The sequence below is a fragment of the Streptomyces sp. GQFP genome, from assembly GCF_021545335.1.
Taxonomy (GTDB): domain Bacteria; phylum Actinomycetota; class Actinomycetes; order Streptomycetales; family Streptomycetaceae; genus Streptomyces.
This window is the reverse complement of sequence record NZ_CP089312.1, coordinates 1,897,266-1,911,935: the sequence shown is the minus strand read 5'-3', so window position 1 is coordinate 1,911,935 and position 14,670 is coordinate 1,897,266. Positions and strand designations below refer to the sequence as shown.

Here is a 14,670-nt window from a genome sequence, read left to right as displayed (position 1 = left end):
TGAGGTGAGTGGAACTGAATGACAGACCACCAGAACACGGGGGTGTTCGACCTTGACCGACATCATTGAGAGGCCTACGGAAAGCATTACAGGGGAACAGGCGCCCGCGCCCGGGGAGTTGACGCCGTACGTGGCGCCGCTGCTCGTCCCTCCGGTCCTGCGGCCCGCGTCCGAGGACGTGCTGAAGGAGACCGAGATCGCCCTGCGCCCGGCCTGGGTGCGCCTGCACCCGCAGCTGCCGCCGACCCTGATGTGGGGGTACGAGGGACAGGTGCCCGGCCCGACCATCGAGGTGCGCCGCGGACAGCGCGTCCGGATCGCCTGGACCAACCGCATTCCCGCGGACGGCGAATACCCGGTCACCGCCGTGGAGGTCCCGGTCCGCGCACCGGGGACCCCGCCGGCGACCACCGAACCGGGCCGCGAGGGCGTCGAGCCCAACAAGGACGTGGCGGCCCTGCCCGCCTGGTCGGTGACCCATCTGCACGGCGCCCAGACGGGCGGCGGCAACGACGGCTGGGCGGACAACGCCGTGGGCTTCGGCGACGCCCAGCTCTCCGAGTATCCGAACGACCACCAGGCGGTCCAGTGGTGGTACCACGACCACGCCATGAACATCACCCGGTGGAACGTGCTGGCGGGCCTCTACGGCACCTACCTCGTCCGTGACGACGAGGAGGACGCCCTCCATCTCCCCTGCGGGGAGCGGGAGATACCGCTGCTGCTCGCCGACCGGAACCTGGACACGGACGAGGACGGCCGTCTCAACGGACGTCTCCTGCACAAGACCGTCATCGTGCAGCAGCAGAACCCGGAGACGCTCAAGCCGGTCTCCATCCCGTTCACCGGCCCGTACACCACGGTCAACGGCCGTATCTGGCCGTACGCCGACGTGGACGCCGCCTGGTACCGCTTCCGGCTGGTCAACGCGTCCAACGCGCGCATCTACAACCTCGTCCTGGTCGACGAGGACAACAACCCGGTCCCGGGCGTCGTCCACCAGATCGGCAGCGACGGCGGACTGCTGCCGCGCCCCGTCCCCGTCGACTTCGACGGGGCGCTGCCCACGCTGACCGCCGCCCCGGCCGAGCGTTTCGACCTGCTCGTCGACTTCAGGGGGCTCGCCGGCCGGAAGCTGCGCCTGGTCAACAAGGGCCGCGCCCAGGCACCGGGCGTGCCCGACCCGGCGAGCGACGTGCGCTACCCGGAGGTCATGGAGTTCCGGGTGCGCGAGGAGTGCGTCAGCGACAGCTTCGAACTGCCCGAGGTGCTCTCCGGCTCCTTCCGCCGCCTCACGCACGGCATCGAGCACGGGCACCGGATGATCGTCCTCACCCCGCCCGCCACCAAGGGCGGCGGCGGACACCCGGAGATCTGGGAGATGACCGAGGTCGCCGACCCGACCGGCATCCAGTTCCCCGCCGAGGGCGTCATCCAGGTGACCGGCCAGGACGGAACGACCAAGACGTACCGCCGTACGGCACGGACGTTCAACGACGGCCTCGGCTTCACCATCGCCGAGGGCAGCCACGAACAGTGGAGCTTCCTCAACCTCTCCCCGATCGTCCACCCGATGCACATCCACCTGGCCGACTTCCAGCTCCTGGGCCGGGACGCCTACAACGTCTCGGGCTTCGACCCGGCGGTCGGCGGCACCCGGAGCCCGATCGCCTTCGACGCGGCCACACAGATACCGCTGGCGCCCAACGAGCGCGGCTACAAGGATGTCTTCCGGGTCCCTGGGAACCAGATCCTGCGCGTCATGGGGAAGTTCGACGGTGCGTACGGCCGGTTCATGTACCACTGCCACCTCCTCGAACACGAGGACATGGGCATGATGCGGCCCTTCGTGGTGATGCCCAAGGAGGTGCTCGAGTTCGACCACGGGGCGGGACACGGCGGCCACGACGGTCACACGGCCTGAGGGGTCCGGGCGGACGCCTATGGCTGCCCATTTCTGACCCTGTGTCAGTCTCACTCGTTCGTGGCTCGTTGTGCGCCGGTGCGCCGGGTAGAGCACCTGCCGGAGGCGAACCATGGAACAGACCGCACTGCGTCCCAAGCCCATGCCCGGTCAGGAACCGGCCGGCGGCACCACAACCCGTCCGGCCCGGCGCCCGCATGCCGCGCCCCGGCGCGGCCGACGGCTGACGGCCCTGCTGTTCGGCCTGTTCGTCGGGGCCGTCCTGGTCCTCGCGGGCGTCGGGCTCGGCACGCTCGGCGCCACGGTGATCGGCATGAGCAAGCTCGCGGACCTGCAGCGTCAGGCGGGACAGGACGGGCAGGCAGGGCAACAGGGTCAGGGGCAGGGGCCTGACTCGGCGGGCGCGCGAAGTGGTGCGCCCGCCGAGTCAGGGCCTGGGTCCGGGGCCGAGTCCCGGTCCGGGCCGGGATCCGGGTCGGGCCACTCCAGGCAGCCCTCGGACGGTGCGAGCCCGGCCTCCTCGGCGTCGGCCGTGACCGCGACGCTCGGTGTCGAGGCCGTGGACGCCGAGAAAGTGGGAGCCCTGGTCGTCGGCGTCCACATCCCGGGCCCCGGCTACACCGCGGGCCTGGTCCGGGGCGACGTACTCCTCACCTTCGGCGGGGCCCGGGTCGACTCGGCGGCCGATCTCGCCCGTGTGGTCGCCCGTGCCCGCCCCGGTGCGGAGATCACCCTCACGGTCCGTCACCGCAGCGGCGGCTACCAGCAGTTGGTGGCGATCCCGGGCGTCGTCACCTGACCGCCTCGGTCAGTGGACGGCCTCCGTCACCCGACCGCGTCCGCCACCTGACGACCCTCCGTCAGACAACCACCCTGAAGTGGCTGGTCAGCCGCCCGTCGTCGGCCAGCACATGAAAGGCGAGGCCGACCGGCGCGTCCCGGTCCGCGACCTCCTCGCCCTCCCAGGGCAGCTGGAGGGTCCACGTCACCCCCGGGCCGACGACCAGCGGCCGGCCCGCGAAGGTCGTGGCGGCCGGGGTGTGCGCGTGACCGGTGATGAGACCGGCGATCTGCGGGCTGCGCTCCATCAGGGCGGCCAGCCGGTCGGGCCGGCCCAGCTGGTAGGAGTCCGGCAGGGGGTGGTGCAGGGCGACGGGCGGGTGGTGGAAGGCGAGCAGCGCCGGGACGCCCTCGTCCAGTTCGTCGAGCGTCGCGTCGATCCAGTCGTACGTCTCGTCGTCGAGGGCGCCTTCGTCGCGGCCCGGCACGCTGGAGTCGCACATCAGTACGGCGGCGTCGTCGAAGACGTGCGCGCTGTTCACCGGCCCCTCGGCGGCGGGCAGCCCGAGCAGCGCCTTGCGGTAGGGCGCGCGGCTGTCGTGGTTGCCCGGGCAGGTGAGTACGGGGAAGGGCGCGTCGCCGGTGCGCAGCCCGAGGATGCGCGCGGCCTCCTCGTACTCGGCCTCCGTGCCGTGGTCCGCGATGTCCCCGGTCACCAGCAAGGCGTCCACATGCCCCGGCAGCTCCCACAGCCGGTCGCGCACCCGTTCGGCGCGTGCGATGGACCGCGCGGTTCCGTCGAGGTGCAGATCGCTGATGTGGGCCAGTACGAGCATGGACTTCCGCCTCCCTTAATGGTTCAGGTAGATCTAAGCATTAGATCTAATGGTTGCTCAACTCTCATCCGTTAGTTGAGTGGGCCGCGGTGGGAGGGAGCGGGTGGGAGATGGACGCGAGACGGGTGGTGAGAGCTGCAAACCGGCTCGCGCCGCCCCGCGCATCCGGGCAGGATGCTGCCCGTAGCCCCTCGCCCTTCCACGGAGGCCCGGATGACCGGCAGCAGCCCCGCGCCCTTCACCGCCGACGACTACCGGGCCCGGATGCGGCGCGCCGCACGGGAGGCCGAGGACGCGGGGCTCGCCGGGCTCCTGGTGGCCCCAGGACCCGACCTCGTCTGGCTCACCGGCTACGCACCCACCGCGGTCACCGAACGCCTCACTCTGCTCGTCCTGGCCGCCGGACAGGACCCGGTCCTCGTCGTCCCCGCCCTGGAGGCCCCGGACGCGGCCCACGCGGCGGGCGCACCCGCCCTGACCCTGCGCGACTGGACCGACGGCAAGGACCCGTACGCGGCCACCGCACCCCTCCTCGACGCGGCGGGCCGCTTCGGGGTCAGCGACAACGCCTGGGCACTGCATCTGCTGGCACTCCAGAAGGCGCTGCCCGGCACCTCGTACGTCTCCCTCACCGAGGGACTGCCGATGCTGCGCGCCGTGAAGGACGCGGCGGAACTGACACGCCTGGCAGCCGCGGGAGCGGCTGCTGACGCAACGTACGAGGAGATCCGGAAGGTTCCCTTCGGGGGCCGCCGCGAGAGGGACGTCGCGGGCGATCTCGCCGATCTGCTGCGGCGGTTCGGGCACTCCGAGGTCGACTTCACGATCGTCGCCTCCGGCCCCAACGGCGCCAACCCGCACCACGAGGCCGGCGACCGCGTCATCGAGCGGGGTGACATGGTCGTCCTCGACTTCGGCGGCCTCCTGCACGGCTACGGCTCCGACACCTCCCGCACGGTCCACGTCGGCGAACCGGACGCCGAGCGGCGCAGGGTCCACGACATCGTGCGCGAGGCCCAGGAGGCGGGCTTCCGCGCCGTGCGGCCCGGCGCGGCGTGCCAGGACGTCGACCGGGCGGCCCGCGCGGTCATCACCGAGGCCGGATACGGCGAGTACTTCATCCACCGCACCGGCCACGGCATCGGCGTCACCACGCACGAGCCGCCGTACATGATCGAGGGCGAGGAACGGCCCCTCGTCCCCGGCATGTGCTTCTCCGTGGAACCCGGCATCTACCTGCCCGGCCGCTTCGGCGTACGCATCGAGGACATCGTCACGGTGACCGAGGACGGCGGCCGACGCCTCAACAACACGACGCGCGAGCTGGTCGTCGTGGACTGACCGACCGCTCACCAGGAGTTCCGCCCTGCCAGCACCCCTCCGGACGACAACGGCGCGACCATGACACAGGCACCGACACCCACCGCGGACACGGTCCGCCGACTGGTCCGCTCCCTGCTCGCGGACAGCGCCCTCGGCACGTCCGCCACGGCGGGACCCGACGTGCGGCCCGTCGGCGCGGGCGGCGAGGCGTCCACCTGGTGGGTCGGTGCCCGGCACGTCCTGCGCCTGGCCCCCGACCGGGACGCGTCCGCGCGGCTGCGCCGCGAACTGCGCCTGCGCGACCTCGTGCGCCCGCACCTCGGCGTCGCCGTCCCCGTCGGTGTGGCGCACGGCGAGTGGGCCGCCGGACTGGCCTACACGCTGGACACCAGGGTGCCCGGCGGCTCGGCCGAGGAGCACGACGTCTCCGCCGTCGGCGAGGCCGATCTGGCCGCGCTGCTCACGGGCCTGCGCGAGGTGCCTGCACGGCAGGCCGAGACGCTCGGGGTGCCACGGGTCGCGCCACGCTCCCTGGAGGCCCTGCGCCGGGCCGCCGAGCGCGCGGCCGAACGTCTCGCCGCGGCCGACGAGTTCGACCCCGCACGGCTCCACCAGCTCACCCCGGCCGCCGCCACGCAACTCGCCGCGCAGGCCGGTACGGCGGTCCTCGTCCACCACGATCTGAGGGGCGAGCACCTCGTGGTGAGCGCCGACGGGCGGGTGCGCGGTGTCCTCGACTGGGCCGACGCGGTCGTCGGCGACCCGGCCGAGGACATCGCCGGGCTCGCCCTCGCGGTCGGCTCGCCCGCCGCCGTACGCGCGGCCACCCTCGCCGGTTACGCGGCCCGCCCCTGTCTGCGCGGCCTGTGGCTCGCCCGCTGCGACACGATCGTCCGGCTCGCCGAGAGCCTCACCGGCCGCGACGCCGGCCCGCGACCGCTGCTGCGGGTGCAGCTGCGGCGCGCGTGGGAGGCGATCCTGCTGGAACGGGTGACGGAACTGCGGGAGCAGGACGAGGAAGGGTAGGCCTGGCGCCCGCAAGGGGGCACCGACAGCGCGGGAACCGATCTCCCGGACAGGAACGTCGCTGCCGCTCAGGCAGGTACCGTCGCTGCCCCACAAGACAACTCACCCTTGCTCCAGCACCACGCAGGACTCCCCTGGGATGTGCAGCAGTCCGTCCGCGCCCGGCAGTTCGACTGGCTCCCAGGCGGCCAGCACCGTTGCCTGTCGCGGGCCCAGGGGGACCGCCGCCGGCTTCGCTGCCAGGTTCGCCACCACGCGTACGTCCCCGCGCCGGAAGGCGAGCCAGCGGGCCTCCTCGTCGTACGCGACCTTGATGTCCGACAGGTCGGGGTCCGTGAGGTCGGGCTGGGCGTGGCGCAGGGCGATCAGCTCGCGGTACCAGGACAGCACGCGCGCGTGGGGCTCACGTCCGGGCTCGGACCAGTCGAGGCAGGAGCGGTCGCGGGTCGCCGGGTCCTGTGGGTCGGGAACGTCCTCCTCGGCCCAGCCGTGCGCCGTGAACTCCCGCCGCCTGCCCCGCCGTACGGCCTCCGCGAGGTCCGCGTCCGTGTGGTCGGTGAAGAACTGCCACGGAGTGCCCGCCGCCCACTCCTCGCCCATGAACAGCATCGGCGTGAACGGCCCGGTGAGCATCAGCGCGGCCCCGCAGGCCAGCAGACCGGGGGAGAGGGAGGCCGAAAGGCGGTCCCCCTGGGCGCGGTTGCCGATCTGGTCGTGGGTCTGTGTGAAGCCGAGCAGCCGGTGCGCGGCGACCCGGGTGCGGTCGAGCGGGCGGCCGTGCAGCCGGCCCCGGAAGGTCGAGTACGTGCCGTCGTGGAAGTAGCCGCCCGTGAGCGTCTTGGCGAGCGCCGCGAACGGGGCCCGCGCGAAGTCCTCGTAGTAGCCCTTCGACTCACCGGTCAGTGCGGTGTGCAGGGCGTGGTGGAAGTCGTCGCTCCATTGGGCGTGCAGTCCGAGGCCGCCGCCCGCGCGCGGGGTGACGAGCCGCGGGTCGTTGAGGTCGGACTCGGCGATCAGGGACAGCGGCCGGCCCAGCTCGGCGGCGAGGGCGTCCACAGCCGTCGACAGCTCCTCCAGGAAGTGGCACGCGCGCGTGTCCCGCAGTGCGTGCACCGCGTCCAGCCGCAGCCCGTCGACCCGGTAGTCGCGCAGCCAGGCCAGCGCGCTGCCCAGCAGATACGCGCGCACCTCGTCCGACCCGGGCGCGTCCAGGTTCACGGCGGAACCCCACGGCGTCTGGTGCGTGTCCGTGAAGTACGGGCCGAAGGCGGGCAGATAGTTGCCGGAAGGGCCCAAGTGGTTGTGCACGACGTCCAGGACCACACCGAGACCGAGCGCGTGCGCCTCGTCGACAAATCGCTTCAGCGCCTCGGGGCCGCCGTACGGCTCGTGCACCGCCCACAGCGAGACCCCCTCGTACCCCCAGCCGTGCCGCCCCGGGAACGGGCACAGCGGCATCAACTCGACGTGCGTCACGCCCAGTTCGACCAGGTGGCCGAGCCGCCCGGCCGCCGCGTCCAGCGTGCCCTCGGGCGTGTACGTGCCCACGTGCAGCTCGTACAGGACCGCGCCCGGCAGCGCCCGGCCCGCCCACTCGGTGCGCCAGGTGTGGAGCCCGTGGTCGACGACCGCGCTCAGCCCGTCCGGGCCGTCCGGCTGGCGGCGCGAACGCGGGTCGGGCAGTACGGGGCCGTCGTCCACGGCGAAGCCGTAACGCGACCCTTCCCGGGCCTCGGCCTCGCCGGACCACCAGCCCGCGCGCTCCGGATCGCGCTCCAACGCGCGCGTGCCCGCGTCGCACTGGAGCGTCACACGACTGGCCTGCGGTGCCCACACCTCGAAGTGCACGGACGGTTCCCCTTCGTCTGCCGGGTGGTGCCCGGGAGGTAGCCCGTCCCATCGTGCTTCAAACACCCCGCTCCGCGCTTGAATCTTCACGTTTGCCCCGGGTGTCGTCGGGCCGGACCGACGGGCCACCGTTTCCGCGTTTTCTGGACACTCCGCGCGCGCTGCCCGACAATCACGAACGTGACGTCGTCCTTCGAGTTCCACACGTATCCGGCTCGTCTCTCCGACGCGGAGCGCGACCGGGCGCTGAAGGTGCTGCGGGACGGGGTCGCCCTGGGCCGGCTGTCGCACGACACGTTCATCCGCCGGATGGAACTCGCCCTCATCGCCCGCCGGTCCGACGAACTGGCCGTCCTCACCGCGGATCTGCCCACCGAGAGCCGCCTGTCCCGCCTGGTGTTCGGGACGGTCGAGGCGGTCTCCGGCTTCACGGTACGGCTGCGCAGGGCCTGGCAGTCCGAGCGGCTCCCCAAGCTGCTGCTGCCCCACCCCGGCAGCGGCCACCCGTTGCGCATAGGGCGCGACCCGGCCAACGGTCTGCGGCTCACCCACGAGACGGTCTCGCGCGTCCACGCCGAACTCCGGCACCAGGGCGGCCTGTGGGTGCTGCGCGACCTCGGCTCGACCAACGGCACCACGGTGAACGGCCGACGTGTGATCGGCGCGGCCGTCGTCCGCGACGGCGACCAGATCGGCTTCGGGCACATGGCGTTCAGGCTCGCCGCCGAGTGACACCACCCCCGCGGGACCGTCCCCGCGGGAGCAATTCACTTTGCCTGCCGCGGTGTTGACGTACCCCCGGAGTCGTGACTGACTGTGCGTGCACCATGTACACCAGGTGAATCGACGGCCCCGCTTGTGGAGGTGTGCCCTGTCGCCGCTCCTCCGCTACCCGTCCGTGGACGAGCTGGCCGACCGGGCCGCCGCACTCGTCGCCCGGCACCCCGCCGACGCCCGGCTGCGCACGGTCGGCACCTCACGCGGCGGTACGCCCCTGTGGCTGCTCTCCGTGGGCCACGGCGACCGCCAGGCCCTCGTCGTCGCCGGACCGCACGCCAACGAGCCCGTGGGCGGCGCGACCACCCTCCGGCTGGCCGAGCGGGCGCTCGCCGACCCCGGACCGGCCCTCCGCGCGGACGCCACCTGGAACCTGCTGCTGTGCCTCGACCCCGACGGCTCGCGCCGCAACGAGGGCTGGCTCGGGGGCCCGTACACGCTCGGGCACTACTTCCGGAACTTCTTCCGGCCCGGCTTCATGGAACAGCCCGAATGGCTGCCCGACGGCGCGGCGGGCGCCGCCCTGCCGGAGACCCGCGCACTCCTCGCCGTCCAGGACGAACTGCGGCCGTTCTTCCAGTGCTCGCTGCACGGCGTCGACGTCGGCGGCGCCTTCGTGGAACTCACCCGCGACCTGCCCGGCCTCCCGCAGCGCGTCGAGCAGACCGCGGCCCGGCTCGCCATACCGCGCGAACTCGGCTCGTTCGACACCCTGTACTGGCCCCGCCTGGGACCCGCCGTGCACCGGATACCGCCGCCGAGGCGCGGCGACCTGGCCGCCGCCATCACCGAGGCCGCCGTCGAGTCGACCTGGTTCCATCCGCACCGGCACGGCACCGTGACCGCGATCGTCGAGTCGCCCATGTGGGGCGTCGCCGCCGTGGAGGACGACAGCCCGCCCGCCGACGCCGACGCCGTGCTGCGCACCATCAGCCACACGCTGCGGCACGACACGCGGTACCTGGAGCTGGCCCTCGGACGCCTGAGACCCCACCTCGCGCGTGTGCCGGACGCGGACCGTCTCCTCGCCCCCGTGGACGACTACCTCCTGGTCTGCCCCGGCCTCGCCGACACCTGGGACCCCGACACGGACGACGGCACCGCACGCCCCCTGCCCCCGCTCAGCACCGCCCACCTGGCCACCCTGCGCATCGCCGGGCGGAAGCTGGCCCTGCGCACGGCGGGGCTGCTGCACCAGCTGGCGTGCGCCGCCGGTCCGGGGGCCGCCGACGTCCGGTGCGCGCTCGACCGGCTGATCGACGAGTGGTGCGCCGACTACCGCGACGGCTGCGGGGCGCGCTGGATACCGGTCGCCCGTCAGGTCGAGTACCAGTCGCGGGTGGTGCTCGCCGCGTTCGAACTGGCGGGCCGCCACGCGCGCGTGGGCTCCCGTTCGGGTGACTCGGGCTGGGGCACGGAGTCCGCGGTGCCGATGCACAGGGAATGACCCACACCATCACCACCGGCAACACGATCAGCCCCGTCCGGACCAACGGGACCGTCAAGGCCGTGCGAGCGGTACGCGGTGCCCTGCTGGCCGTCGGTCTCCTCGTCGCGGGCTCCGCCCCCGCCCAGGCGGTCTCCCAGGGGGGCGCAGGAGACAACTGGCTCTACGTCACCGTCACCCGGGGCGAGTCGGGTTCCGGCGACACCCGCGGCACGCTGGTGCTGTGCGACCCGCCCCAGGGGCACGCGCAGGCGGCCAGAGCATGTGCGGACCTCGCCGCCGCCGACGGCGACATCGGCGGCATCCCGCCGAAGAAGGTCATCTGCCCGATGCTCTACTCCCCGGTCACCGTGCACGCGCACGGGGAGTGGAACGGCCGCCCGCGGGAGTACGACAGGACCTTCTCCAACGGCTGCGAACTGGGCGCGCGCACCGGGGCCGTGTTCGCCCTGTAGGTGCCCATCGGGGGCGCTCCGGCCGGGCGAACGGCAGGGAGAGAGGCGAACGGTTTCGCCTGGCTCCTCCAAGCGGACCCGGTGAAGTCGACTGCGGTCCGGCGACGCCGCCAAGGGGCGCGGGGAACTGCGCGACCAGCCGCGACGGCGCCGCAGTCGAAAGACAACCCAGCACGGCACATCCGGCGGAGCGCCTAGCTCCTCCGGGCGGCCCCCTCGCGCGCGTGCCGCGCCGCCGCCACCACCGTGCGGGCCTGGTGCTCGACCTGGTGCTCCAGGGGCACCCAGCGGGCGCGGAAGCGGTCCATGAAGGCCTCGCTCCAGACCGTGACCAGGTGTTCGAGGCGCGGTGCCGCGCGGTCGTCGGTCTCCCGCAGGACCCGCAGCAGCATCGCGGCGGCCCGCAGCGGCAGCCGGCGGCCGAACGCGTCCACGCTGCCGACGTACGCCATCGTCGTGTCGGCGGGCGGTGTGTGCGTCCAGTCGTCGGCCAGCCCCGGCACCAGCTCCAGCGCCCACTGGGCGGCCCGCAGCAGTGGTCCCTCGGCGCCCTTGAGCCGGGGCAGCGCGTCCGCTAGGACCCGTTCGACCTCCAGCCCGTCCCGCAGCAGCCGGCCCGCGAGCCGCCGTATCGCCGCCGCGGGCGCGGGGTGCGGGGCCGGGTCGTCCACCAGGTCGCTCGCCCACATCGGCACCTCGACGACCGCGGTCAGACCGCCGTAGCGGTGGGCGTGGTACCAGGTGCTGTGCCGGGCGTCGTCGGGCATGCTCGGGTACGCCGCGTCCGAGCCCGGCGCCGGCATCACATGCACACCGGGCCCCGACGCGGGCCAGCCCGCCGCGTCCGAGGCGCCCGTCTCCACCGGGATGTGCAGCTGCGCCGCCGACTTGGCGAACGGCTCCGCGAGCCCGGGGACGTCCTTCGTCAGCTGCACCCAGCTGCCGCCGACGTCGGTGCCGTGCAGGGTGACCTGGAGATAGGGCCGCAGCTCGTCGATGACCCGGATCAGGGCGCGGGTCTCGGGCGGCAGCCGGTCGGGCGGCAGCACGGAGGGCGACCACTCCGGCTGCTCGGCCCCGGCCGGCCGGTAGAAGCCGAGGTGGTAGTCGAGCAGGCTGCGCGGCGCCGGGGTGACGTGCAGGCTCGCGCCGTCCGGGTCCGCGCACAGCAGGAAGTGCCAGGAGGTCGCCGTCCGCAGCTCGTGGTCGTACAGGGCCCGTTCGGCGAGGGCGAGGAGCGTGGAGCCGCCCGTGGGCTCGTTGGCGTGGGCGCCCGCGACGACGAGCACGGCGCGCCGTGCGTGGCCCACGGACAGCAGGTGCAGGGGCCGTCCCGCGCGGGAGGAGCCCACCTGCCTCAAGGCGCACAGGCCGGGCCGGTGAGCCGCCAGCGCCCGGGCGGACGAGACGAGTTCGTTCACACTGGGGTAGCGCAGCTCCGGCAGGAGACTCACCCCCGTCTGGTCCACCCTGCGTCGCAATCCGCAGTACCCCATGGCGTCGGAGGACTGTCAAGGAGGTGACGGGGGCGGCTCCAGGGGGCGCCAAGGAGTACTCACCGCCGGTGGTGAGGAGGAGCGCGGCCGGGGGAACGGCCGGCCGGGACATCTGCCGCGCGGAACGCCAAGCGAGGGCCCCGCCGAGGGCGTGTACGCGTGCCACCGACGGGGCGCCGAGGGAGCGACGCCGCTCACCACCATGCGCCGGTCCCGCACTGCGCGCTCCGGGAGTGCGCGCCGCCGTGAGCCGGGCGCCAGGGCGCTAAAAGGGGCGCGCGCAACGAGCCCGCGCCCCCGCTGTCACTCCTCGCCGACACGCTCCAGCAGCGCCACCGGCAGCCGCGCGAAAAGCTCCTCCACGCGCGCGTGCCCCGTGAACTCCCGCTCCGGAGCCAGCAGATCAGTCCACCGGCCCGGCGGCAACGGCAGCCGCGTGTCCTGCCAGCCGCCCGTGTCCGCCAGCCGCAGGGACAGCCGGGTGACCGCCGTGACCACCTCCCCGGAGCGCGCGAACGCCGCACAGTGCGCCGCCGCCGGGCCCTCCGCGACGAGCGGCGTGTACGTCGCCGTGTCGCCGAACACCGCAGGCCGCCGCCCGCGCAGCCGCAACGCGGCAGCCGTCAACTCCGCCTTCTCGCCCGGCGCCTCCGGAGGGAAACGAACGGGGCGCCGGTTGTCCGGGTCCACCAGTGCCCGGTACTCGCTCTCCGTGCCCTGATAGAGGTCCGGCACCCCCGGCATCGTCAGATGGACCAGGGCCGCGCCCAGGACGTTCGCCCGGACATACGGCTCCAGGGCGCTCCGCAGCGCGGCCACGACCTCGCCGGGCGCCCCGCACGGGCCCGCCGCCACGAACGCCGCCACAGCCTCCTCGTACGCCGGTTCCTGCTCCGTCCAGGCGGTGTGCAGGCCCGCCTCCCGGACGTGCTTCAGAAGGGCGCCCTGGAGCCTCTCAGGGGCCGCCGGGCCCAGACCGAAGGCCGTCTGCCAGGCCGCCCACGCCAACTGGGCGTCGGGCACGCCCTCGCCGGTGCGCGTGACCTCCGCCAGGACGTCGGCCCAGCGCTGCGGGCACTCGGTGAGGACGGCCAGCGCGGCGCGTACGTCGGCGCTGCGCTTCGTGTCGTGCGTCGACAGCACGGTCCCCGTTGCCGGCCAGTCGCGCTGCACGCGCGCGCAGTAGGCGTGGAAGTCCTCCGGGGACACCGCGGGACTGCCCGGACCGCCGCCGACCTCGGTCGCCGATAGCAGCGGCACATAGCGGTAGAACGCCGTGTCCTCCACGGACTTGGCCCGCAGAGCCGACGCCGTCTGCGCGAACCGGTCCCGGAACTCGACGTGGTCGGGCCCGTCCCCGAACCGCCCCAGCAGCAGATTCCGTACGACGTCCACGGCCCCGCCCTCCTCAGGGACGGCGAACGCCCGCCGGGCCTCCTCGGCGGCCTCTTCGGTGACCAGGGAGGCCGCGTCCCCAGGGGTGTAGGGGCGGTAGACCTCCAGGCGGACCAGCAGCTCGCGCAGCGCGGTACGCAGGGCCCAGGGGGCGCGGTCGCGCAGGGCGAGGTCCGGGGAAGCCGCGCAGATACGGTTCGCCACGCGGGTCAGCCGGTCCACCTCGGTGGCCAGCTCGTGCGTCACCACCTTGTACGCGGCCCGCCGGACCGTCGTCTCCCAGTGCCCGCCCCGGTCGGCCTGAGGGGCCGCGAACCGCCGGTACTGGCCGAGGAGTTCACCCACGCCCGCCGGGTCCGTGAACAGGCCGTCCACGTGCCGCAGGGCGTCGTACCCGGTGGTCCCCGCGACCGGCCAGCCCGCCGGCAGGTGCTCCCCGTCGGCCAGGATCTTCTCGACCACCGTCCAGCGGCCCCCGCTCGCCTCGTGCAGCCGCCGCAGATACCCGCCCGGGTCCGCGAGACCGTCCGGGTGGTCGACCCGCAGCCCCTCCACCACGCCGTCGTCGAGCAGCTCCAGCAGCTTCCCGTGGGTCGCCGCGAACACCTCGGGGTCCTCGACGCGCACCCCGATCAGCTCCGAGATGCTGAAGAAGCGCCGGTAGTTGAGTTCGGTGCGGGCCAGCCGCCACCACACCGGGCGGTACCACTGCGCGTCGAGGAGCTGCGGCAGCGGCAGCTCCTCGGTGCCCTCGCGCAGTGGGAGGACATGGTCGTAGTAGCGCAGGACAGGACCGTCGTACCCCAGGTGCGCGTCCTCCCAGTACCCGACCTTCAGCTGGTCCCGCTCCGCGCCGAGCGGCGCCCCGAGCACCGGCAGCAGCATCCGGCCGTCCTGTGCCTCCCAGTCGATGTCGAACCAGCGCGCGTACGGCGACCCGGGGCCCTCCCGGAGCACCTCCCACAGGGGGCGGTTGTGGCGCGGGGACATGGCCATGTGGTTGGGCACGATGTCGGCGACCAGCCCGAGACCGTGCTCCCGCGCGGTGCGGGCCAGTGCGCGCAGGCCCTCCTCGCCGCCGAGTTCACCGCGCACGCGCGCGGGGTCCACGATGTCGTAGCCGTGCGTCGATCCCGGGACGGCCTCCAGGAACGGCGACAGATGCAGATGCGAGACGCCGAGCGAGGCCAGGTACGGCACGGCGGCCGCCGCGGCACCGAACGGGAACGCGGGCTGGAGTTGCAGCCGGTAGGTGGCCGTGGGCACGACCGGGTCAGGACGCTCAGGTGTCATGGAAACCTACGTACCCGCCCCGAGGCCTTTCGTGTCATCGGCTCCTGCACTCGGCTCCCACGGCTCGTTG

Annotated in this window: 11 protein-coding genes; 7 read left to right on the top strand and 4 right to left on the bottom strand. The window is 73.5% G+C overall.

Annotated features, from left to right (window positions below; all coding sequences use genetic code 11):
• The first annotated feature begins 52 nt into the window (after nucleotides 1-52).
• Nucleotides 53-1,924, top strand: a complete 1,872-nt coding sequence (gene phsA / locus LUX31_RS08370; RefSeq protein WP_235474144.1) for an O-aminophenol oxidase PhsA — start codon at nucleotides 53-55, stop codon at nucleotides 1,922-1,924.
• A gap of 112 nt (nucleotides 1,925-2,036) precedes the next feature.
• Nucleotides 2,037-2,723 carry a PDZ domain-containing protein gene (locus LUX31_RS08365; protein WP_235474143.1) on the top strand — a complete coding sequence of 229 codons (687 nt, stop codon included), beginning with the start codon at nucleotides 2,037-2,039 and terminating at the stop codon, nucleotides 2,721-2,723.
• Nucleotides 2,724-2,784: 61 nt separating this feature from the next.
• On the opposite strand, the gene LUX31_RS08360 is transcribed toward LUX31_RS08365, so the two are convergent.
• Entirely contained in the window at nucleotides 2,785-3,540 is a 756-nt protein-coding gene (locus LUX31_RS08360; RefSeq protein ID WP_235474142.1) for a metallophosphoesterase, read from the bottom strand.
• A gap of 213 nt (nucleotides 3,541-3,753) precedes the next feature.
• Here LUX31_RS08360 and LUX31_RS08355 point away from each other — a divergent pair, with 213 nt between their 5' ends.
• Nucleotides 3,754-4,881 (top strand): aminopeptidase P family protein, encoded by a 1,128-nt coding sequence (locus tag LUX31_RS08355; protein ID WP_235474141.1) that lies wholly within the window; start codon nucleotides 3,754-3,756, stop codon nucleotides 4,879-4,881.
• Nucleotides 4,882-4,941: 60 nt separating this feature from the next.
• Nucleotides 4,942-5,889 (top strand): aminoglycoside phosphotransferase family protein, encoded by a 948-nt coding sequence (locus tag LUX31_RS08350; RefSeq protein ID WP_235474140.1) that lies wholly within the window; start codon nucleotides 4,942-4,944, stop codon nucleotides 5,887-5,889.
• Nucleotides 5,890-5,991: 102 nt separating this feature from the next.
• On the opposite strand, the gene treZ is transcribed toward LUX31_RS08350, so the two are convergent.
• The gene (treZ, locus tag LUX31_RS08345) at nucleotides 5,992-7,737 is read right to left on the bottom strand and encodes a malto-oligosyltrehalose trehalohydrolase (RefSeq protein ID WP_235474139.1); all 1,746 of its coding nucleotides are present in this window, start codon (nucleotides 7,735-7,737) and stop codon (nucleotides 5,992-5,994) included.
• 180 nt (nucleotides 7,738-7,917) lie between these two features.
• Between treZ and LUX31_RS08340 the strand changes: the two genes are divergently transcribed.
• The 3 genes from LUX31_RS08340 to LUX31_RS08330 all read left to right on the top strand — a co-directional run bounded on the left by LUX31_RS08340 (nucleotide 7,918) and on the right by LUX31_RS08330 (nucleotide 10,416).
• The gene (locus tag LUX31_RS08340) at nucleotides 7,918-8,469 is read left to right on the top strand and encodes a DUF1707 and FHA domain-containing protein (protein ID WP_235474138.1); all 552 of its coding nucleotides are present in this window, start codon (nucleotides 7,918-7,920) and stop codon (nucleotides 8,467-8,469) included.
• Between the two features lie 166 nt (nucleotides 8,470-8,635).
• A complete protein-coding gene (locus LUX31_RS08335) occupies nucleotides 8,636-9,961 on the top strand; it encodes a M14 family zinc carboxypeptidase (RefSeq protein ID WP_443045938.1) in 1,326 nt (441 codons plus the stop codon).
• Nucleotides 9,958-10,416 (top strand): SSI family serine proteinase inhibitor, encoded by a 459-nt coding sequence (locus LUX31_RS08330; RefSeq protein ID WP_235474137.1) that lies wholly within the window; start codon nucleotides 9,958-9,960, stop codon nucleotides 10,414-10,416. Before LUX31_RS08335 ends, LUX31_RS08330 begins: the two co-directional genes overlap by 4 nt.
• Before the next feature lie 194 nt (nucleotides 10,417-10,610).
• Here the strand turns inward: LUX31_RS08330 and LUX31_RS08325 are convergent, their stop codons facing one another.
• Nucleotides 10,611-11,870 carry a M14 family zinc carboxypeptidase gene (locus LUX31_RS08325; protein WP_235474136.1) on the bottom strand — a complete coding sequence of 420 codons (1,260 nt, stop codon included), beginning with the start codon at nucleotides 11,868-11,870 and terminating at the stop codon, nucleotides 10,611-10,613.
• Nucleotides 11,871-12,215: 345 nt separating this feature from the next.
• Nucleotides 12,216-14,600, bottom strand: a complete 2,385-nt coding sequence (gene treY, locus LUX31_RS08320; protein ID WP_235474135.1) for a malto-oligosyltrehalose synthase — start codon at nucleotides 14,598-14,600, stop codon at nucleotides 12,216-12,218.
• Nucleotides 14,601-14,670: the final 70 nt, after the last annotated feature.